The organism is Desertimonas flava (assembly GCF_003426815.1).
In the GTDB taxonomy this organism is placed as follows: domain Bacteria; phylum Actinomycetota; class Acidimicrobiia; order Acidimicrobiales; family Ilumatobacteraceae; genus Desertimonas; species Desertimonas flava.
In genome coordinates this window covers 93,316-114,525 of record NZ_QKYK01000014.1, presented here as the reverse complement: position 1 = coordinate 114,525, position 21,210 = coordinate 93,316, and the positions used below count along the sequence as shown (strand labels likewise).

Annotated in this window: 18 protein-coding genes; 4 read left to right on the top strand and 14 right to left on the bottom strand. The window is 70.5% G+C overall.

Annotated elements, in window-relative coordinates; genetic code table 11:
* Positions 1 to 587: 587 nt before the first annotated feature.
* The 8 genes from DN771_RS16850 to DN771_RS16815 form a co-directional block, all read right to left on the bottom strand.
* Positions 588 to 2,231 carry a dipeptide ABC transporter ATP-binding protein gene (locus DN771_RS16850; protein ID WP_116998703.1) on the bottom strand — a complete coding sequence of 548 codons (1,644 nt, stop codon included), beginning with the start codon at positions 2,229 to 2,231 and terminating at the stop codon, positions 588 to 590.
* The gene (locus tag DN771_RS16845; protein WP_116998702.1) at positions 2,224 to 3,336 is read right to left on the bottom strand and encodes a serine hydrolase domain-containing protein; all 1,113 of its coding nucleotides are present in this window, start codon (positions 3,334 to 3,336) and stop codon (positions 2,224 to 2,226) included. Before DN771_RS16845 ends, DN771_RS16850 begins: the two co-directional genes overlap by 8 nt.
* Positions 3,333 to 3,869, bottom strand: coding sequence for a GNAT family N-acetyltransferase (locus DN771_RS16840; protein ID WP_116998701.1), 537 nt, complete (start codon positions 3,867 to 3,869; stop codon positions 3,333 to 3,335). Before DN771_RS16840 ends, DN771_RS16845 begins: the two co-directional genes overlap by 4 nt.
* A gap of 7 nt (positions 3,870 to 3,876) precedes the next feature.
* Positions 3,877 to 5,097, bottom strand: a complete 1,221-nt coding sequence (locus DN771_RS16835) for an anhydro-N-acetylmuramic acid kinase (RefSeq protein ID WP_205528632.1) — start codon at positions 5,095 to 5,097, stop codon at positions 3,877 to 3,879.
* A complete protein-coding gene (murQ, locus tag DN771_RS16830) occupies positions 5,094 to 6,065 on the bottom strand; it encodes an N-acetylmuramic acid 6-phosphate etherase (protein ID WP_227462385.1) in 972 nt (323 codons plus the stop codon). The genes DN771_RS16835 and murQ overlap by 4 nt, the downstream gene beginning before the upstream one ends.
* Positions 6,062 to 6,970, bottom strand: coding sequence for an ABC transporter permease (locus tag DN771_RS16825; protein ID WP_205528631.1), 909 nt, complete (start codon positions 6,968 to 6,970; stop codon positions 6,062 to 6,064). The genes murQ and DN771_RS16825 overlap by 4 nt, the downstream gene beginning before the upstream one ends.
* 42 nt (positions 6,971 to 7,012) lie before the next feature.
* Positions 7,013 to 7,981 carry an ABC transporter permease gene (locus DN771_RS16820; protein ID WP_116998700.1) on the bottom strand — a complete coding sequence of 323 codons (969 nt, stop codon included), beginning with the start codon at positions 7,979 to 7,981 and terminating at the stop codon, positions 7,013 to 7,015.
* Between the two features lie 74 nt (positions 7,982 to 8,055).
* Positions 8,056 to 9,588, bottom strand: a complete 1,533-nt coding sequence (locus DN771_RS16815; protein ID WP_205528630.1) for an ABC transporter substrate-binding protein — start codon at positions 9,586 to 9,588, stop codon at positions 8,056 to 8,058.
* 119 nt (positions 9,589 to 9,707) lie between these two features.
* Here DN771_RS16815 and DN771_RS16810 point away from each other — a divergent pair, with 119 nt between their 5' ends.
* Both DN771_RS16810 and DN771_RS16805 read left to right on the top strand, forming a co-directional pair.
* On the top strand, positions 9,708 to 10,604 hold the full coding sequence (locus DN771_RS16810) for a MurR/RpiR family transcriptional regulator (RefSeq protein WP_205528629.1): 897 nt from the start codon (positions 9,708 to 9,710) through the stop codon (positions 10,602 to 10,604).
* Positions 10,605 to 10,729: 125 nt separating this feature from the next.
* Positions 10,730 to 11,683: a DUF559 domain-containing protein gene (locus tag DN771_RS16805; RefSeq protein WP_116998697.1), complete on the top strand. Its 954-nt coding sequence runs from the start codon at positions 10,730 to 10,732 to the stop codon at positions 11,681 to 11,683.
* A 49-nt stretch (positions 11,684 to 11,732) separates the two neighbouring features.
* Here DN771_RS16805 and DN771_RS16800 read toward each other — a convergent pair whose 3' ends face one another.
* Positions 11,733 to 13,085 (bottom strand): 6-phospho-beta-glucosidase, encoded by a 1,353-nt coding sequence (locus DN771_RS16800; protein WP_116998696.1) that lies wholly within the window; start codon positions 13,083 to 13,085, stop codon positions 11,733 to 11,735.
* 13 nt (positions 13,086 to 13,098) lie between these two features.
* A complete protein-coding gene (locus DN771_RS16795; protein WP_116998695.1) occupies positions 13,099 to 13,860 on the bottom strand; it encodes a DeoR/GlpR family DNA-binding transcription regulator in 762 nt (253 codons plus the stop codon).
* A 338-nt stretch (positions 13,861 to 14,198) separates the two neighbouring features.
* On the opposite strand from DN771_RS16795, the gene DN771_RS16790 reads away from it, so the two are divergent.
* Positions 14,199 to 15,296 carry a carbohydrate kinase family protein gene (locus DN771_RS16790; protein ID WP_116998694.1) on the top strand — a complete coding sequence of 366 codons (1,098 nt, stop codon included), beginning with the start codon at positions 14,199 to 14,201 and terminating at the stop codon, positions 15,294 to 15,296.
* 238 nt (positions 15,297 to 15,534) lie between these two features.
* Here DN771_RS16790 and DN771_RS16785 read toward each other — a convergent pair whose 3' ends face one another.
* From DN771_RS16785 to DN771_RS16775, 3 genes are read right to left on the bottom strand one after another with little or no spacing between them, the layout of a single operon-like run.
* Positions 15,535 to 16,380 carry a carbohydrate ABC transporter permease gene (locus tag DN771_RS16785; RefSeq protein ID WP_116998693.1) on the bottom strand — a complete coding sequence of 282 codons (846 nt, stop codon included), beginning with the start codon at positions 16,378 to 16,380 and terminating at the stop codon, positions 15,535 to 15,537.
* A gap of 2 nt (positions 16,381 to 16,382) precedes the next feature.
* Complete coding sequence (locus DN771_RS16780) at positions 16,383 to 17,357, bottom strand: carbohydrate ABC transporter permease (protein WP_116998732.1); 975 nt, start codon at positions 17,355 to 17,357, stop codon at positions 16,383 to 16,385.
* Positions 17,358 to 17,398: 41 nt separating this feature from the next.
* Entirely contained in the window at positions 17,399 to 18,781 is a 1,383-nt protein-coding gene (locus tag DN771_RS16775) for an ABC transporter substrate-binding protein (protein WP_193615378.1), read from the bottom strand.
* 161 nt (positions 18,782 to 18,942) lie between these two features.
* On the opposite strand from DN771_RS16775, the gene cds1 reads away from it, so the two are divergent.
* Positions 18,943 to 20,037 (top strand): L-cysteine desulfhydrase Cds1, encoded by a 1,095-nt coding sequence (cds1, locus tag DN771_RS16770; protein ID WP_116998730.1) that lies wholly within the window; start codon positions 18,943 to 18,945, stop codon positions 20,035 to 20,037.
* 100 nt (positions 20,038 to 20,137) lie between these two features.
* Here cds1 and DN771_RS16765 read toward each other — a convergent pair whose 3' ends face one another.
* Positions 20,138 to 21,184 (bottom strand): ABC transporter substrate-binding protein, encoded by a 1,047-nt coding sequence (locus DN771_RS16765; RefSeq protein WP_116998692.1) that lies wholly within the window; start codon positions 21,182 to 21,184, stop codon positions 20,138 to 20,140.
* Between the last annotated feature and the right edge of the window lie 26 nt (positions 21,185 to 21,210).

The following is a 21,210-nucleotide window of genomic DNA, read 5'->3' as shown; positions in this document are numbered from 1 at the left end:
CCCCGCTGCCCCGCTTCCGGAATTCCTGTACCGCCACGGTCGCGAAACCGCGACGAACCTGTCGGACCTGTGGGTCGGGTACGGGTGTGTTCGCTGTGCTGCGGCACGATTGTCTGCTCGTGAGGCTGGAGTGCCGTCGTCGGTCGTCGGGCGCCGGCACCGTGTCGGTGTGACGGGGCGGTTTGGGTCGCCGGTTGCGGTTCCGCAATCTCCGTCACATACCTCGGGGTCTCGACGCCGGCGCGGCTCGTGGGGATACTTCGCGGGCTGGATCGTGACGGTTTTCGTCACGATCCAGCCCCAGGTCACCGAATGGCACGATCGAGCCCCAGATTCTCGACGTTGTCCAGCTTCCACCCGGCCACCGACGTCGATCACCTCACCTTCGGAGCAGCAGCCGTCACCGGCGAACCTGCCCAACCTCCGGCCAGCAGAAGACGAGAGAGGCCCGACGGCCCTGCCGAAGTGCCGACCCAGCGCGCTCCCCGAGGCCCACCCCGTACGCACTTCCACCGTTCAGAACCCACCAGAGCGACTCGAGCGCCCGAAACGCGACGAACGACGCCTGAGAATCTGGGCCCCGGGGTTCAGCGGTGGGCGGGGGTGGGGATGGCGGCGAGCAGTTCGCGGGTGTAGTCGTGCTGAGGATCGTCGAAGATGGCCGCCGGCGTGCCGTGCTCGACGATGCGTCCGCGCTGCATCACGTACACGTGGTGCGAGATCATCCGCACGACGGCCAGGTCGTGGCTGATGAACAGATAGCTGAGCCGGCGCTCCTGCTGCAGCTCCGTGAGCAGGGCGAGGATCTGCGCCTGGACGAGGACGTCGAGCGCCGACACGGCCTCGTCGAGGACGATGAGCTCGGGCTCGAGGGCGAGCGCCCGGGCGATGGCGACCCGCTGGCGCTGCCCGCCCGACAGCTCGTGGGGGAACCGCCCGGCGAGGCCGGCCGGCAGGGCGACCTGCTCGAGCAGATCGGCCACGGCGGCGCGCCGGCCCGTCTTGGTCCCGATCTTGTGCACGCGCAACGGCTCGGCGATGCACCGCTCCACCGTGTAGCGGGGGTCGAGCGAGGCGAAGGGGTTCTGGAACACGGGCTGCACCCGCCGCCGCAGGGCGAACAGGCCCCGGCGGTCCATCGCCGTGACGTCGGCGCCGTCGAACGTGATCGACCCGGCGGTCGCGTGGTCGAGGGCGAGGACGAGGTTGGCCATCGTCGATTTGCCCGAGCCCGACTCACCGACGATCGACACGGTCGACCCACGTGGGATCGTGATCGCCACGTCGTCCACGGCCGTGAAGTCGGTGGGGGCGTCGAGGCCCCGGCCTCGGATGGGGAACGTCTTGACGAGACCGTCGACGGTGACCAGCGGCGCCTCATCATCCGGTGATCGGCCGTCGGGCGCCTCGCCGGGCGACGGATCCGGCAGCATCGAGGCCGACGACAGGCTCGGTGCGGCGGCGAGGAGGCGGCGGGTGTACTCGTGCTGGGGATCGCCGAGGATCGCTGCGGCCTCGCCGGCCTCGACGACGGCGCCCTCGTTCATCACCACCACGTGGTCGGCTCGTTCGGCCGCCAGCCCGAGGTCGTGGGTGATCAGGAACAGGGCGGTCCCCATCTTTTCGGTGAGCTCGGCCAGCTGGTCGAGGATCCGCCGCTGCACGGTCACGTCGAGCGCCGAGGTCGGTTCGTCGGCGATGAGGAGTTGGGGCCGGCACGCGAGGCCGATGGCGATGAGCACTCGCTGGCGCATGCCACCGGAGAACTCGTGGGGGTACTGGTTGGCTCGCTGGGCGGCGTCGGGGATGCCGACGAGATCGAGCAGCTCGACGACCCGGGCGTGGGCTGCCGTGCCGGCGGCGATGCCGTGCACCTCGAGGGCTTCGGCCACCTGGTTGCCGACCCGCATCATCGGGTTGAGATTCGACATCGGATCCTGCGGCACGAGACCGATCTGCGCGCCGCGGATGCGCTGCATCTGGCGGGCCGGCACGGTGGCCAGATCGGTGCCGTTGAACCACACCGACCCCGAGGTGATGCGGGCGTTCGGTGGCAGGAGCCGGTTGACGGCCGCCGCGGTCGTGGACTTTCCGGAGCCGGACGCCCCGACGACGGCGACGGTCTGGCTCGCAGCGATGTCGATCGACACGTCGCGCACGGCGTCGATCGGCCCCGACGGGGTGCTGAACGTGACCGACAGGTTGCGGATGCTGAGCACGGGGTCAGCCATCGCCGTCTCCGTGCAGCGTCTGGTTCAGTACGGCGTGCCACAGGTCGACCGAGGAGACCGGGGTGCCGGACGTGACCAACCGGTTGCTCGCCAGCACCGCCGCGATGCCCGCGTCGGGCACGAACCCGATGCCCGTGCCGACGAAGCCGGTGTGGCCGAGGACATCGGTGTCGACGTCGGGAACGGAGTACCGACGGAAGCCGAGCGACTGGCCGGTGTCCGGGCCGGGCCGGTAGAACTCGGCAACCACGGGCGGCGCCCAGAGGTCGTCGTGCTCGCCGGCTGCGGCGAGGGCGGCGCCCAGCGTGGCAAGGTCGTCGACGGTGGCGAAGAGACCGGCGTGTCCCGACACGCCGCCGAGGGCATGGAAGGCGTTGCCGTCGTTGACGGAGCCCGTCACCGGCGCGGTGCGCCAGCCGGCGAAGTCGGAGCTGCGGAACGGCACCGCGTACGGCTCGCCGGTGTCGAGCATCGTCATCTCGACACGATCGTCGAGGGCGCTGGTCGCCACGTCGTCGGCGTCGTCCGGGCTGCCGTACCGCAACGACCGGAGACCGAGCGGGAAGGCGATCAGCTCGGCGACGGCGTCGGGCAGCGACGAGCCGGCCGCCGCGGCGACGATGCGGCCGAGCTGGATGAACCCGAGGTCCGAGTAGTGGCGGGCCTGGCCGCGCGGGTACCGGCCCGGCAGGGCATCGACGAAGGCATGGACCGCATCGACGTCCGTCGGGTCGTCGACGGCCGCGTACAACGGGTACCACTCCCACAGCCCGCCCCGATGGAGCAGGAGGTCGCGAACGGTGATGCCGCTGTGGGCGGCGGGCAGGAAGTGCTGCACCTCGTCGTCGAGATCGACGGCGCGGGCAGAGACCAGTGTCATCAGGCACGCCGTGGTGACCACCTTGGTCACCGACGCCAGATCGTGACGGGTGGTGTCGGTGAGCGGCAGGGAAGCGTCGGCGTCCCGCCAGCCGATCGTCGCCATGCGCAAGGGGCCGCCGTCTCTCGTGGCCACGCCGACAGCGACTCCGGCGGGCGGCGTCGATCCCGGCGGGGATGCGGCGACCACCTCGTCGACGAGCGCGGCAAGCGACTCGGCGTTCATCGCCCGGTCAACTCCTTGGCCATCCCGATCTCCGGCTCGCCGAACTCGGCCTCGACGCGCGTGGTGCCGTCGGCCGACCAACCGCGCGCCTCGTAGAACCGGCGCGAGGGCGCGTTGGCGGCGAACACCCACAGGCGGGCCGCGGAGGCGCCGGCGCCTGCGATGGCCTGCTCGGCGGCGCCAAGCAAGAGGCGCCCGACGCCGAGGCCCTGCGACGCCGGATCGACATACAACGAGTGCACCCAGCCCGGCGCCGCCGTGCCGGGCACCGCCCAGCGGGTGACCCCGACGATCGCCCGGTCTCGGACGGCGACGACGATCTCGCCCGGCGCCGCCTCGCGGAGCGCCCGGAACCACAGCGATCGTGCGCGTTCGGGCGTCATCGCGGCGACCAGTGCCGGGGGCATGACCGGCGCGTACGACGTCGACCAGCAGGACCGGAACACGGTGACCACGGCGTCGAGGTCGTCATGGCCGGCCGGCCGGAGACGGATCGTCTCGATCGCATCGGCACGCTCGGACGGGCTCGTCATCGAGACGTCAACCCCTGACCGTCAGCCGCAGCGCAGGCAGCGGTGTCTCGTGGGGCGGGGGAAGGACGAGCGGAGTGCGGCCCGGCGTGATCGTTCCGAGCACGCGCCGCTCGGCGGCACCGGTCGCGGTCGGCTCGTTGGCGGGGACGCCGTGGAGCGTGCACCATCCGATCATGGCGAAGGCGATCGCCTCCTTGGTGTCGGTCGGGGCGCCGAGCTCATCGGAGCGCACGAGCTCGACACCGTCCAGGGCGGAAGCGAGTCGTCTCATCAGGAAGCCGTTGGCGCAGCCTCCTCCGGACACCACGAGGGTGCCGATCCCGGCGGCCTTCACGTCGTGAGCGACCGTGACGGCCGTCAGCTCGGTGAGCGTGGCCAGGAGGTCGGGCAGCGCCGGCTCCCGGCCGGACCGAGCGAGCGCAGCCTGGACGTACTCGAGGTGGAACAATTCCTTGCCCGTGGTCTTCGGGACCGGCAGGGCGTAGTACGGCTCCTCGAGCAGGACGCTCAGCAGCGCGTCGTCCACCGCGCCACTCGCCGCGATCCGCCCGTCCTCGTCATACCCGGGGGAGTCGGACGTTCCGTTCCGGAGTGGGCGGTCGGCGATGACGGCGTCGAGCAGGGCGTTGGCCGGCCCGATGTCGTAGGCGTACGGATCGCGTCCGGGCAGCAGCACCGTCATGTTGGAGATGCCGCCGAGGTTGAGCGCGGCGATGCCGGCGCCGCTGGCACGGCCGCGCAGCAGCAGGGTGTCGAGGAAGGCCACCAGCGGAGCCCCCTGGCCGCCGACGGTCATGTCCCGGATGCGCACATCGGACACCACGGGCACCCCCGTGCGCTCGGCGATCCACGCCGGCTGACCGATCTGCAGGGTGCCGAGCGGGGTGGTGCCGTCGACCCAGTGGAACACGGTCTGGCCGTGCGATGCGATCGCGTCGAGCGGCCGCCCGGCGGCCCGTGTGGCCCGCTCGGCACCCGCGGCGACCTCGGCGAAGGCCTGGCCGATGAGCGTGTCGAGCTGGCAGATCTCCGAGAGCGTGGTGGGCGTGGGCGGCAGGGCGCTACGCAGGCGGGAACGTAGGCCCGGGTCGTAGGGGGTGACGCTGCGGTGTCCGACGATTCCCTCGAGGACCCCGTCATCGGCGAACGAGAAGTCGACGACCGCGGCGTCGATGCCGTCGTGCGACGTGCCTGAGATCATCCCCAGCACCGTCATGGTCGTGCTCATCGCCGTTCCTCCATCGCGCGGCGCAGATGGCCGCCGTTCCTGTCCAGCCGGGTTGTGGCGTCCTGGGGCGACAGGCCGAGCGCCGCCACCAGCACCGCGGCCTTGATGTCGAAGGCCGTCGCGTCGAGCGCTGCTCGTGACTCGGAGGCAGAGACCTCGGCGATCTCGCCGACGATCCTGATCGCTCGCCGGCGCAGCTTCTCGTTCGTCGGGACGAGGTCCACCATCAAGTTGCCGTAGGTCTTGCCGAGGCGCACCATCACGATCGTCGAGATCATGTTGAGGACGAGCTTCTGTGCCGTCCCCGCCTTGAGCCGCGTCGAGCCGGCCACGATCTCCGGACCGACCGGCACCTCGATGGACATCTCGGCTGCTGCACCGAGCGGGGCGCCGGCGTTGCACGACAGGCCGACGGTGAGGGCGCCCAGCTCGGCGGCCCGCCGGATGGCGCCGATCACGTACGGCGTCCGACCGCTCGAGGCGATGCCGACGACGGCGTCGGCGGCGGTGACCACGGCGTCGTCGATGGCTGCGGCGCCGGCGACCGGGTCGTCCTCGGCGCCCTCGACGGGCGTGATGATCGCCGGCGGGCCTCCGGCGATGATCCCGCGCACGAGGGACGGCGCGGTGCCGAACGTCGGCGGGCACTCCGAGGCGTCGAGCACCCCCAGGCGGCCGGAGGTTCCGGCGCCGACATAGAGCAGCCCTCCGCCCCCCTTCATGCGTGCGGCGATCGCGTCGATCGCGGGAACGATCGACGGCAGGGCCCGCCGCACGGCGGCGGGCACGGTGGCGTCGGCATCGTTCATCAGGTCGGCGAGCGCCGCGGTCGGCAGCTCGTCGATGTGGGCGTAGCGGGGATCGCCGGCCTCGGTGGTGAGCGACGTCATGAGCCCAGCTCCGGTGTCGGTGTCGCTGTCATCGTTGGGGGCGTGGTCCGCAACGTCGGTGCGGTCGATGCGATTCATGCAGTTCCGTTCCGGGTGGTCGCACGGGGATCGAGCGTGTCGCGCAGGCCGTCGCCGAGCAGATTGAGACTCACGACGATGAGCACCACGACGACGCCCGGGAAGACCATCGTCGCCGGCGAGCGATACATGAGGGTGCGGGCCTCGTAGATCATCGAGCCGAGCGATGCCGACGGCAACGGGATGCCGAGGCCGAGGAAGCTGAGCGCCGCCTCGGTGAGCACGGCCCACGACAGCGACAGGGTGATCTGCACGACGAGGATCGGCGTGACGTTGGGCAGGACGTGCCGCAGCATCACCGACAGGCGGCTCTGGCCGGTCGCCGTCGCCGCCCTCACGAACTCGACCTCGCGCAGGCTCAGCACCGGGCCGCGCACGACACGGGTGAAGATCGGCACGTACACGATGGCGATCGACAACGCCACCGTGACGCGGTTGCGGTCGACGACCGACGCCACGCAGAGGGCGAGCAGGAGCGGCGGGAAGGCGAAGATCACGTTGGACACGGCGCCGATCACGCTGTCGGCCGCCCCGCGGTAGAACCCGGCGACGAGGCCGGCGAGCGTGCCGACGACCGCGGCGACGGCGACGGCGAGGAACGCCACGAGCAGCGAGTTGGCGACGCCGCCGGCCACGCGGGCGAGCAGGTCGCGACCGAACTGGTCGGTGCCGAAGAGATGGTCGCCCGACGGACCCTGCAGGCGGTCGGGCGCGTTCTGCTCGGTCGGGGTGTAGGGGAGCACGCCGAGCCGGTCGATGACGGCCAGGATGAGCGGGATCGCCAGCAGCGCCAGGCCGATCACGCCGCTCGGATTGCGCAGCAGGGCCCGGACGCGGCCGTGACGGGCCCCACCGGCGACGACCGCAGTGGCGTCCGCCGGCACAGCGGTCTGCAGCTCAGTCACTGCGCCTCCCGGGGCGGCGCGGGCGGCAGTCGCTCGCTTCGCTCACGACGCACGCACCCGGGGGTCGATCACCCGGTAGAGCACATCGGTCGCCATGTTGACGAGCACGAAGGCGACGGCGATCACCAGCACGGTGCTCTGCACGACGGCGTACTCCTTCTGCTGGATGCCGAGCAACACCTGGCGCCCGATGCCGGGAACGGAGAAGATCTGCTCCACGACGACGGCGCCACCGAGCAGGTAGCCGAACTGCAGGCCCGCCATCGTGACGATGGGAACGAGGGCGTTGCGCAGCACGTGTCGCACCTGGAGCCGGCGGGGCGGCACGCCCTTGGCCACGGCGGTGCGGATGAAGTCCTGCGATCGCACCTCGAGCACCGCCGTGCGGGTGGTGCGCATGATCGGCGCGGCGATCCCGAACCCCAACACCAGTGCCGGCAACAGCATCTGCTGCAGGTTGAGCCAGGGGTCGTCGACGAGCGTGGCGAACGCCTTGCCGTTGGGGTTGAAGTGGTAGGTCGAGGCGAGCACGGTGAGCAGCACGGTCGCCAGCAGGAACGAGGGGATCGACAGCCCGGCGAGGCCGACGACCTGACCGGCCGCGTCACGCACCGAGTTGGGCTTCGACGCCGACAGCAACCCGAGCGGGATGCCGATCAGCAGCGAGAGGACGATGGCGAGGATCGCCAGCTCGAGCGTGACGGGGAGGGCATCGAGGGTGAGATCGACGACGCTCGTCTGCGCACGAGAGGAGTAGCCGAGGTTGCCGGTGAAGACGTTGCCGAGCCACGAGAAGAACTGCACCGGGAGCGGCCGATCGAGTCCGTAGTAGTCGGTCAGGGCGGCCCGCTGCGCCGGGGTCAGGGCGGCGGCCTCGGTGCCGAGGCCGGCGGTGATCTGGTCACCGGGGATGGCGCGCAGCATCACGAACACGGCGACGGCGACGCCGAACAGTGTGGCGACGACGTCCCGGAGGCGGCGCGCGAGGGGGTGACGGAGGAAGTGAAGCATCGGGGCGCGTCGAGCGGCGGCGCGACCGGTTGTCGGGACGGGCGGGTGCGGCCGCCCGTCCCGAACCGGGGGGATCAGCCGACGGTGGTCGTCCGCAGGTACTGGAGCGAGCCGTTGGTCATCGGCACGAACCCGCTCACGTCGGGCGTCGTCGCCGTGTAGGTGTAGCTGGTGAACAGCCAGATCCACGCCGCGTTGTTCTCCAGCTCGGCCGAGATCTGGTTGTAGATCTCCACGCGGGCGGCCTCGTCGGTCTCGGCCTTGCCGGCGGCGAACAGCTCGTCGAGCGTGTCCGAGCTGTAGCCGGCCACCTGGTTGAGGTTGCCGGTGCTCGTGAAGTAGCGCCCGTACATGCTGTCGGGGTCGGGCCGACCGCCGTTGAGGGCGACGGCGGCCTCGAAGTCGGCGGCGACCCAGCGATCGACGTACGCGCCCGACTCGAGCGTCTCGATGTCCATCGTGATGTTGGCGTCGGCGAGCTGGGCCTGGATGCTCTGGGCCTCGGCCACCGACGTGGCGTACTCGCCCTGCGACACGATGGCCGTGAACGTCACGCCGTCGGGCAGGCCGGCGGCCTCGAGGTACTCGGCGGCCTTGTCGAGGTCACGCTCGGGGCAGGGGCGGGCGGCGGGATCGGAGCGGAAGGCCGGCGACGTGATCGGGCCGGTGATCTCACCCTCGCCGAAGGCCGCCGTGTCGAGCACCTCCTGGCGGTCGATGGCGCACTGGATGGCCAGGCGGACGTTGACGTCGGCGAGGTCGCCACGGGTGGCGTTGAGCTGCAGCACGTGGTAGCTCAGCTGCGGCGTGGCCTCGACCGTGACGTCGCCGCCGAGCGTCTCGGCCACGAGCGGATCGTCGAAGACGGCGAACTGCACGTTGCCCGACTGCATCGCCGAGGCGATCGAGGTCTCGTCGGGGATGACCCGGAACTCGATCGAGCCCAGCGTCGGGGCATCGCCCCAGAACTCGTCGTTGGCGACGAGCGTGAGCGACTGCGACGGGACGCGGGAGTCGAAGGAGTAGGGCCCTGTGCCGTTGGGCTCGGTGTTGAGCGCCTCCTCCGTGTCATCCGACGAGAGCATCGCCATGTTGACCGTGGCGAGGCCCGCCGGCAGGGCGGCGTCGGGGGCGCTCAGCGTGAGCACGACCGTCTGGGCGTCGGGCGCCTCGATGGCGCTGACCGACGCGAGTGTGGTGCGGGCGACGGCGGCGTTCTCCTCGAGCTGGATGCCCTCGAGCGACGCGACCACGTCGGCCGAGTCGAACTCGCTGCCGTCGGCGAACGTGACGCCTTCTCGGAGGTGGAAGGTCACCGTGAGGCCGTCTTCGGACACCTCCCACGACTCGGCGAGGCCGGGGACGACGTTGAGGTCCTGATCGAACTCGGTGAGTGTGCCGTAGATGTTCTGCAGCACGTTGACGGCCTGGAACTGCGTTGCCTTCCAGGGGAACAGCGTGTCGGGGTCGGAGGTCACGCCGATGACCAGATCGCCGCCACCCTCGCTGGCGGTGCTGGCCGATGCGGTGGTGACGAGTCCGCCCACGGCGAGCGCGGCGAGCGAGGCGACCCCCGCGCCCTTGCGGACGGTGGTTGATCGAGACAAGTGGGACACGGTGGCCCTCCCCGGATCGTGCGCCGGTCGGTGCCCGGCGTCGTTGGATGAACAGTACAGCAGATGCAGCATCTGTGTATCAAAAGTCCGGACTGCTAAGAATGGCGGCGATGAGCGACGCGCGATCGGTCGATCCCCGCACGGTGATGGTCCGCATCCGAGCGGCGATGCCGGGGCTGCGGCCGTCCGAGCGCCGCATCGCCGCGTTCCTGCTCGCCCAGCCGCAGGAGGTGGCCAACCTGTCGGTGGCCGAGCTCGCCGAGAAGGTGGGCACGTCGACCACGTCGGTGCTGCGCTGCACGCAGCAGATCGGCTACTCCAGGTTCCGCGACCTGCGGGTCGATCTCGCTCGCGCGGCGACGCGGGAGGATCTCGCCACCGCCGACCGGTTCACGGTGTCGGGCGACATCGACCGTGACGACTCGCTCGCCGACATCGTCGCCAAGGTGGCGATGACCGAGACGCTGTCGATCGCCGACACGGCCGCCGCCCTCGACACCGGCGCCCTCGCGCGGGCGGTGGCCGCCGTCGGCGCCGCCCATCGCGTCGACACGTTCGGCGTCGGGGCCAGTGCGATCGTGAGCGTCGACCTCCAGCACAAGCTGGCCCGCATCGGGCGGATGGCGGTGAACTGGCCCGATCCGCACTCGGCGTGGACGTCGGCCGCCACGCTCGGCGCCGGCTGTGTCGCCGTCGGCGTGTCCTACAGCGGCGGCACGGCGGACTCCGTCGAGTTCCTGCGCATCGCCCGGTCGGTCGGCGCGGTCACCGTGGGCATCACGAACCACGCAGCATCACCGCTCGGGGAGCAGTCCGACGTCGTGCTCACCACCGCCGGTCGTGAGACCCAGTTCCGCTCCGGTGCCCTGGGCAGCCGCATCGCTCAGCTGATGGTGGTCGACTGCCTGTTCATCGGCGTCGCCACCGCCTCCTTCGACGCATCTATGCACGCCCTCCGCGCCACCTACGACGTCACCCACTCCCGCTCCGTCCCCCCCAAAACCTGATTCTCAGCCGTCTCCGGTTGCATGTCTGCAACTAGAGAAGTACACGAGTTCTCGCGCTGGGGATTCTGGGACCGCGGCGAAGATTCCTCTTCCGATTCGGGCTTCGGGCGACGCACCGGAGAGGTGTGAAGACGAGTCCCGAGATCCACGCCCTCTTCCTCGCCCAACATGGCGTTGCGGCCGTCCGTCAACTCGGCGACGTCGGCTGCCACCGAGTGACGGTGTGGCGGTGGATGCAGCGGGGTGACGTGGACGAGATACTGCCCGGGGTCGTGCGTCTCGCGAGCGTTCCGGAGACTCCGCTCACCAGAGCGATGGCGGTGCAACTTCACGGTGCACCCGACACGTTCCTGTCGGCGTTCACGGCGATGTGGCTGCACGGCGTCACCGAGGTCGCCGGCCGGCGCATCCACGCGATGGTGCCGAGGCGCAACCTCGGCTTCCGCTCGCACAGCCACCAGCAATCGCGATTGCCGTCGTGGGTTCGGCGCAGCCAGTCGAACTGGCACGACGAGCCTGACGTGGTGGTGGTCGACGGTTTTCGGCTCGAGCGGCCCGAGCCCATGCTGTTCACCATTGCGTCGCTCACCGACGACCGGCGGTTCGAGCACCTCGCGGAGAAGGCCTGGAACCGAAAGTTGATCACGCCGGACGGCATGCGTGAATACGTCGAGACGTATCGCCGCAGCGGCCGTTCCGGGGTGGCCCGGACGCTGTGGTGGCTCGGCAAGGTCGGCGTACGTGCCCGGCCCATGCAGAGCGACTTCGAGGTCGATGTCGTCCAGGCCGCACGACTCGTCGGATTGCCGGAGCCGCAGAAACAGTTCCGCGTGATGCTCTCGTACGGACCCGTGCACATCGACGTTGCGTGGCCGGACGTCAAGCTGGCCGTCGAACCGGGCCACAGCGAGTACCACGAAGGCCATGCCCACTCAGCAGCCCGCGACGCGGCGCGGGACAAGGAGCTCGCCGAGCTCGGCTGGACGACGCTGCGGTTCAACGAGGAGGACCGCAAGGATCTCGCGGCTGTTGGCCGCGCGATCGCCCGTAAGTTTCGGGTTCTCGAGCAGGCGTCCTGAATTCGTGTGCTTCTCACGTTGCATTTCTGCAACCGGAGACGGCTGAGAATCAGGTTTTGGGCGATGCGGAGAAGATGGTGGCGAGGGAGGGGATGCGCTGGCGGTAGCCGGCGAGGAGTTGGCGGGCCACGGTGACCGAATCGACGAGCGGGTGCAGCGCGAGCGCCTCCACCGCCATGCGTTCGGACCCCTCGAGGGCGGCGGCAATCGTGAGGCGTTCGACGGCCTTCACCTGCTGCACGAGACCGAGACCGTGCATCGGGAGCGGGCTCACCGAACGCGGTCGGGGACCATGCGAATCGACGGCGCAGGGCACCTCGATCACGGCGTCGGCAGGCAACCCCGGGAGCGTCTCGCCGTTCGGGACGTTGAGAATGAGCTCGGCCGGCTCGTCGCGTGCGATCGCCGCCATCAGCGCCACGGCCACCCGCTCGTAGCCGCCGTCTTCGATGTCGGCGTCGTCGCGGGCGTGCTCGGCACCCCGGGTCTCCTGCATGTAGGTGGCGTTGCGCTCGACGCGCACCCGATTCCACGTGGCCAGGGCCGAGCCGGGGAGCTCGGCGACGGCGCGATAGAAGTCGGCCTGCTGGCGCAGGAGGAACTCGCCGCGGGTCTCGGCGGTGCCGACGATCGCCGCCAGCGCATCACGGGTGAAGTAGTAGTAGTACAGGTACTCGTTGGGCACGGCGCCGAGCGACGCGATCCAGTCGGCGCCGAACAGCTGACCCTCCTCGGTGCCGGCCAAGGCATCGGCGTCGGCCACGAGATCGGGCAGGCGGTCGGCGCCGTTCACTGTGAGCCCCTGCAGCCAGCCGAGATGGTTCAGCCCGGCGTAGTCGATGCCGGCGTCGACACCGTCGAGGTGCAGCGCCCGCTGCGCCCGCTGCGCCAACCCCATCGGCGAGTCGCAGATGCCGATCACCCGGTCGCCGAGGACGGCTCGCATCGCCTCGGTGATCATCCCCGCCGGGTTGGTGAAGTTGATCACCCAGGCGTCCGGGGCGAGCCGGGTGACGCGCCGGGCGATGTCGACGGCGACCGGGATCGTGCGCAGTCCGAACGCCACGCCACCGGGCCCGGTGGTCTCCTGGCCGAGCACACCGAGGTCGAGGGCGACACGCTCGTCGGCGACGCGGCCGTCCAAGCCGCCGACACGGACCGCCGAGAACACGAAATCGGCGCCCTCGAGCGCGGCGTCGAGATCGGTGGTGGTCTCGACGGCGGGGGCCGTGGGTGACCCTGCGGCGAGCTGGTCGAGCACGTGACCGATGGCGGCGAGCCGGCCGGCGTCGATGTCGTACAGCGTGACGCGGTCGATGCGACGGTCGGCGACATCGTCCAGCAGGGCCCGGTACACGAGTGGCGTGCGGAACCCGCCACCGCCGAGCATGGTGAGCTTCACCGCGCCCGCCTCGTCACGCCGTCCACACCTCGACCCCGGCGTCCCGAGCAGTGTCGAGTGTGGCGCGATCGGCGCCGGCGTTGGTGACCACACCGCCGAGATCGCCGATGCCGCACACCCGCAGCACGCCGGCTCCGGGGAACTTGTGCCGGTCGGCCAGCAGCACGGCCCGGTCGGCGGACCGCAGCAGGGAACGCTTGACCGGCACCTCGACCGCGGTCGTGTCGAGCACGGTCCCGTCGGGCCGGACGCCGCTGGCGCCGAGGAAGGCGATGTTCGCCCGCACGTCGCGAAGCGCGCCTTCGGTCAGCGCACCGACGAGGGAGTGGTAGGTCCTGCGGACGTGACCGCCGAGGATGATGAGGTCGACAGTCGGGTCGTCGCGCAGGACGTCGAGGACGGCGAGGCTGGCCGTGATCACGGTGATCGGGCGACCGCACAGTTGCCGGGCGAGCATCATCGTGGTGGTGCCGATGTCGAGCAGCACGACGTCGCCGTCGTCGACGAGGGACGCGGCGCGCCGGGCGACGGCGGCCTTGTCGTCGGCGTCGGCGGTGACCACCTGGGCGAAGGGTCGGGCCGTGTCGGCGTCGACAGCGCGGCGGATCACGGCACCGCCTCGCACCCGGTCGATGAGACCTTCGGAGGCGAGCGCATCGAGGTCGCGGCGCATCGTCGCCGGGCTCACGGCGGCGGCCGCACACAGTTGCTCGACCGACAGCGCCCCTTCGGCCTCGAGCCGGCGAATCACCTCCCGGTGTCGCACGTATCGCACGTCGGAACCCTAGTCAATCAACTCTGATCCGATCCAAGCAACGGCGCTCACGAACGAGCAGCCGGGCGAGCCGGATTGGGGAGGCGCGTTGGGATGCCGCTCGTGTTCAGGACGAGCCGCGCCGCGTCCGACCTGCGCAGCCTGCCGAGCACGTTCCGCCAGGCCTGGCGCGTCTCACCGAGGAGCCCGGGCCGTTCCAGGACGACCCCGACCGTCGTTTCGCCGTCCAGATGGCGCTCGCCATCCTCCGGCTCGACGCCGACGGGCTCGGCTGAGAGCCGGCCCGACGGACGTTGATTGCGGGTGGCCCGACCCGGCGAGGCATACTCGTCGTGCCCATGTCGTTCGATCCGCTCGCCCGCGCCCGCACGCCCTCATCGCCGGAGTTCGACGTCTTCCTGTGGGGGACGGTCTTCCTCGACATCATCTTCGCCGGGTTGCCGACGGCCCCGGCGCCCGGCACCGAGGTGTGGGCCGAGGGCATGGCGTCGTGCCCTGGTGGGATCGCCAACCTCGCCATCGCGTCGAGCCGGCTCGGTCTGCGCACGTCGCTGGCCGCCGCGTTCAGCGACGACGACTACGGCGACTTCTGCTGGCGGACGCTGAGTGAGCAGGAGCATGTCGACCTCAGTCGCTCGCGGCGGTTCTCCGACTGGCACAGCCCGGTCACGGTGTCGATCTCGTTCGACCGCGACCGCAGCATGATCAGCCACGGCCACCCACCGCCGGTCTCCGCCACCGAGATGATCGGGACGCCGCCCTCGACGCGAGCGGTGATGGTCGACCTCGGCGGTGTCGAGCCGGCCGACTCGACGTGGGTTCGTGCCGCCGCCGGCGCCGGCGCGTTGGTGTTCGCCGACATCGGCTGGGATCCCGACGAGGAATGGCCCGAGTCGATGCTCGAGCAGTTGGCACATTGTCACGCGTTCATGCCCAACGCCGTGGAGGCGATGTCGTACACGCGCACCGACTCGCCGCTCGCCGCGCTCTACGCGCTGGCCGACCGCGTGCCGCTCGCCGTCGTCACCAACGGTGCCGACGGTGCAATCGCCATCGACGCCACGACCGGCGAGGAGGCCCAGGTGCCGGCGTTGCAGGTGGACGCGCTCGACCCCACCGGGGCCGGCGACGTGTTCGGTGCGGCGATGGTGACGGGCACGTTGGCCGGCTGGCCGCTCGCCGACCGGCTCGCCTTCGCCGCCCTGTGCTCGGCGCTGTCCGTGCAGCAGTACGGCGGCTCGCTCGCCGCGCCCGGCTGGGGAGACGTCGTCGACTGGTGGCACGCCCTGCAGGCCAACTCGAGCTCGGGGAGCTATCACCAGTCCCTCGTGCGACGCTACGCCTTCCTCGGCGAGCTCGCACCGCACGTCCCTCCCCACGCCAACCGCCGCGCCTCCGCCACCATCGCCCGCCACGCGGATGTGAACGACGTGTGAGTTTCGTCCTCGGCGGCGTCGGTCGCTGCGCTCCCTCGCCGCCTGCGGCGAGTTCGATCGAGCTCGCTTCGCTCGCACGAAGGAGTTGAAAGAGGCGGCGGCGCAGCAAGCTGCGCTTTCCGCCGCATCGAAGGGGGAATCCCCCTTCGAGCATCCCCCGTCGGCGCCGGATCGTTGGTCGCCTCTCGACCGGTCTTCATCGTCGCGCGGGCCGACTTGGTCCGCGCGACAGCAGGAATCACCCGTTTATTCCAGTTCGTTCGACGCCTTCGACGATGTAGCGCTGGAGGAGGACGAAGGCGATCAGGAGGGGGAGGATGGCGATCGCCGACGCGGCGAAGAGCTGCGACATCCTCGGCGTCTGGGAGTTGAGAAACGACGACAGGGCAACCTGCACGGTGGGGCGGTTGCGGCCGACGACGAACGGCCACAGGAAGGCGTTCCAGCTGGCGATGAACGTGATCGATCCGACGGCGGCGAAGATCGACTTCGAGTTGGGCACGACGATGCGCCAGTAGGTGCCCCACGTCGACAGACCGTCGATGCGAGCCGCCTCCTCCAGCTCGATCGGGAAGCCGATGAAGTACTGGCGGAACAAGAAGGCGGCGAAGGCCTGGAACATGCCGGGGACGATCAGGCCCTGGTACGAGTTGATCCAGCCGATCTCGGTGACGAGGATGAAGCTCGGGACGAACGTGACGGCCGCCGGGATCATCAGTGTGGCCAGCATCATCACGAAGACGGCGTTGGCGTACCGGAACGGGATCCGGGCCAGCCCGTAGCCGGCCATCGACGCCAGTGTCACGGCGCCGAGCGTCTGGGTCACCGACACGACGACCGAGTTGCGGAGCCCTTCGGAGAAGCGGACGGAGCGGTTGTCGAAGAGATCGGTGACGTTGCTGAAGTGCAGGGTGCTGGGGAACAGCTTCCAGTCCGGCGCCGAGATCTCCAGGTCGGTCGACAGGCCGTTGCGGACGAGCAGGTAGAAGGGGATGAGGAAGAGGATCGCGGCGACCCCGGCGACGAGGTACAGCACCCCGGTGCCGACGGCGGCCCGCGGGCCGGTGGGACGGACCATCGCCATGGCTACCCGTAGCTCCCGCGTCGCCCGAAGCCCACGAGGCGTCCCTGGACGATGGTGAACAGGGCGATCATCGCGGTGAGGATCACCGCGCCCGCCGACCCGTGTCCGAAGTCCTGATTGCGGCCGAGTGCGACGTAGTACAGGTACACGAGCGGCGGCCGGGCGTACGGGGGATACGTGCCGGCGGCGAAGTTCGACATCAGGTTGAAGAACTCGTCGAACGCCTGGAACGCGTTGATCAGCAGCAGGACGACCACGGCGGCGGACGTGGCGCGCAGCTGCGGCAGGGTGATGTAGCGGAACGTCTGCCAAGCGGAGCGGGCGCCGTCGACGGCGGCCGCCTCGTAGAGGTTCTGGGGAATGCGCTGGAGCCCGGCGAGGAACAGCAGCATGTAGAAGCCGACCTGCAGCCACAGCCGCTCGCTGACGATGACGACCCAGTACTGCGGGGGATGGGGGCGGGACAGCCATTGCCTGCCCTCCATCCCGAACGCGCGGAGCACGGTGTTGGCCAGTCCGAAGCGCACGCCGTTGAAGATCGACAGCTTCCAGATCATCGAGGCGACCACGTAGCTGCACGCCACCGGCAGGAAGAAGACCGACCGGAAGAACGCCTTGGCGACGCCGAGTCGGTTCACGAGCAGTGCCAGCCCGAGCGAGCACAGGAACGTGAGGGGGACGATGAACGCGGCGAAGGCGAGGAACGTCGTGAGGCTCGACCGGAAGACGGGGTCCGAGAGCATGTCGCCGTAGTTGCGCAGCCCGACGAACTCGGTCGGCGACACGGTGTTGCGAGCCTCGAAGAGGCTGAGGTAGACGCTCCAGCCGATGGGGACGACGACGAACGCGATCAGGCCGAGCAGGAACGGCCCGACGAAGACCCAGAACCAGAGGTTGTTGTTCTGCGGACCGGCCAGCCGGAGCCACCATGAGCGACGTGGCCCGGGCGTCGCCGTGGACGCCCGGGCCACCGGCATCGCTTCTGCCTGAGCGATGTTCACTCGTCAGGCCGGCGCAGTCACGCCGACGTCGAGGCGGTCACCTCGGTGGGGGCCGCCGAGCCGGCGCTCCCCGAACCGGCGCCGATGCGCTCCAGCTCCTCTTCGGCGATCTCCTTCACGCCGGCGATCTCGCTCGCCGGGTCGGCACCTTCGGTGATGATGCGCGACAGCGCGTCGGAGAACGCCGTTGCCGCGGCCGGCGCCCACAGGAGCATCGACTGGGCATGGCCGTAGTCCTGGCTCAGCTTCACGGCGTTGGCCGCAGCCCCGGACTGCAGCGGCTCGGCGGCGTCGGCGAGCGAGTTGCGGCTCGGGATGTGGAAGCCGTAGCCGAGGGCGAAGTCGCTCTGATAGTCCGTCTGGTCGACCCACAGCCACTTGATGAACGCCTTGGCAGCCTCGGGGTCGGCCGTCTTGGCGCTGACGGCCGACGCATACGCGCCGATGGGTGCGGACGGCGCTCCGGTCGACGCGTCGAGCGCCGGCCAGCCGACCACGTCGATGTCGTCGCCGAAGGCCTCCATCAGCGCCGGAAGCGTCCAGAGCCCCGTCCACTGCATCGCCGTCAGCTCGTTGATCAGGGCGCCGGGATCGCTCCAGTCGGTCGGCGCGCCGAGCAGGAGCGAATCGCTCGCGTACAGCTCGGCGACCTTGGCGAGCGACGCGTAGACGGCGTCGTTGTCGAAGCCGAACTGGTTGTCGGCGGTGAGGTAGTCGGCCCCGGCCGCCCACAGCGACGGCCCGCCGAGCACGCCGACGCCGCCGTCGTTGCCGACGAACAAGCCCTTGCGGTCGCCCGTGGTGAGCGCGGCTGCGGCGGCGATCAGCTCGTCGAGCGTGGTCGGGGGAGCAACGCCCGCCTCCTCGAGCAGCGACGGTCGGAACGCCAGGAACTGCATGTCGATCACCTGCGGCACGGCCCAGAGCTGGCCGTCGTAGCTGAGGCGCGAGATCATCGGTGCGTTGAAGTCGTCGGCGGCGTCGCCGAGGATGTCGCCGAGCGGGATGACCTGGCCGGACTGGATCATGTCGATGTTGGGGCCGTTGCCCACCTCGAACACGTCGGGGCCGTCGTCGGTGAGCAGCGCGGCGGGCAGCAGGCTGTTGTCGTAGTCGCCGGGAACCCACTCCACCGAGACCTCGGCGTCGGGGTAGGCGGCGGCGTACCCTTCGACGGCCTCACGCACCCCTTCCTCGCCGTACTCGTGGTACCACTGGCTGAGCTTGGGCAGGTCGCCGCTGCGGGGGCGGCGGGTGGCGGGACGCCCGGCGGCGCCGGCTCGGCCGAAACCGCCGAGTCCGCCGAACGCCCCCGCGGCGATGGCGCCGCCGCCCATGGCGAGCAGCTTGCGCCGCCCGATCGAGGCCGAGGAGAACGGGTCCCGAGGTGTGATCGTCATGGCGGTCCCTTTCGTTGGGTTCGTCGCCGCGTAGCGCGGCGGTGCAGCGTCGTCGACGACGGATGATCGATTCTGAGCGTAGTGAGGCACAACTGAGCGCTCAAGCGTCGGCGGTAGTGTCGGCCACTGATGCGATCGACCACGTGGATGCCGGGATCACGATGACCGTGACCCGACGGCCCTGCGGCGCCGATCGCGCATGGGTGGACGCCGCCATCGACAAGGTCGAGGCCGACGCCAACCGCAGCGCCGACACCCACCTGCACGTCTTCCCGCTGCCACCGGAGTGGGGCGTCGACCTCTATCTCAAGGACGAGTCGGTGCACCCGACGGGCAGTCTGAAGCACCGCCTCGCTCGTTCGCTGTTCCTCTACTCGCTGTGCAACGGCTGGATCCGTGAGGGCACCACGATCGTCGAGGCCTCGTCGGGGTCGACGGCGGTGTCCGAGGCATACTTCGCCAGCCTGCTGGGCCTGCCCTTCGTCGCCGTGATGCCGCGCAGCACGAGCCCCGAGAAGGTGGCACTCATCGAACGCACCGGCGGGTCGTGCCACTTCGTCGACGAGCCGGGGGCGATCTACGAGGAGGCAGCCCGCCTGGCGACGTCGGTGGGTGGCCACTACATGGACCAGTTCACCTACTCGGAGCGGGCCACCGACTGGCGGGGAAACAACAACATCGCCGAGTCGATCTTCGGTCAGATGACTCGCGAGCGTCACCCGATCCCGTGCTGGGTCGTCGTCGGTGCCGGCACGGGAGGGACGAGCGCGACGATCGGGCGCTACGTCCGCTACCGGCGACTCGGCACGCAGTTGCTCGTCGCCGATCCTGAGGGGTCGGCGTTCTACGACGGCTGGACCGACGAGAACCCGGCGGCCACCGCCTGCGGTTCGCGGATCGAGGGCATCGGCCGGCCCCGCGTCGAGCCGTCGTTCGTGCCGTCGGTGATCGACCGCATGGCGAGGGTCACCGACGCCGCCTCGATCGCCGCGATGCGACATCTCCACCGAGTCACCGGCCGCCGGGCCGGAGGATCGACCGGCACGAACCTGTGGGCGTCGCTCGGTCTTGCCGCCGAACTGCGCGACGCCGGCGTCGAGGGCAGCATCGTCACGCTCATCTGCGACGGTGGCGACCGCTACGCGACCACCTACTACGACGACGGCTGGCTGTTCGATCAGGGGATCGACATCGCCCCGGAGATGGCCGTCCTGGACGCGTTCGCCGAGACCGCCCGCCTCCCCGGCTGGAACTGACGGCCCGCTCGGCGACCCCGCCGGCCGCGTCCGCAGACGGGCGTTACGGTTGGTGCCTGGCACCAACCGTAACGCTCACATCGGTGTGCGACGCGGTGTGTCAGGCGAGGGCGTCGGCCAGGAGTGGGGTGATCGCGTCGATGGCGTAGAGGATGCCGGGCACGGATCCGCTGGAGAAGGCGTTGAGCAGGTCGAGGTCCTCGATGACGACGGCGCGGCCGTCGGCGACCGACGGCACGGCCTGCCACACCGGGTTCTCGGTGAACTCCGACGCCTCGACGAAGATGGGGAACACCACCGTGACGTCGGCGTCGAACAGCTCGAGGTTCTCGTCGCCCACCGGGACGTAGAAGTTGCCCGTGCCGAGCTCGTCGATGCCCGGCTTCTGGACGAAGCCGAGCTGGCTGAGGAACTCCACGCGGGCGTCGCCGGTGACGTAGATGCCGAACCCGTCGGCCGAGAAGGCACCGACGACCGCCTCGGCGCCGTCGAACTCCGGGTGCTCGGCGGCCGCTGCGGCGAAGGCGTCGTCGACGCTCGCCGCGAGCTCGGCCCCGTACGCTGGACGGCCGAGGGCCGCGGCCACCATCTCGAGCTGCTGCTGCCACGTGGTGCCATACGCGACGACGTCGGCCGGCGGGCTCAGGGTGGGGGCGATCTCGCTCAACGCGTCGTGGCGCTCGGGGGTCCCGTCGGACCGCGTGTCGAGGATCAGGTCGGGCTCGAGCGCGGCGAGCAGCTCGAGGTTGAGATCCATCGTGCCGAGCTGCTCCGGTTCCTCTTCGTAGAGGTCGGCGGCCCACGGGCCCAGCCCGTCGCCACCCAGGCCGAGCCAGTCGCTCACCCCGACGGGCTGGACGCCGAGGGCGAGGGCCGTCTCGGCGTCGGACCAACCGACGGCGACGACACGCTGTGGCTCTTCGTCCAGCGTCACGTCGCCGAAGGCCGTCGGGATCGTCACCGGGAACGCACCGTCCTCGGCGCTCGTGGGCGCCCCGGCGACCGCGTCGCTGCCGGCGGTCTCGGTGCCGGGAGGCGTGGGCTCGGGCGCGGTCGACGCCCCCGCCGTGCCGGCGCCGGCTGTCGCGGCGCTGGCCAGTGCGGTGGCGATGAGGTAGGGGGCGAGGCGTCTGGGCGTGCGGGTCACGGGGGCTCCGATCTCGAGGAACGACG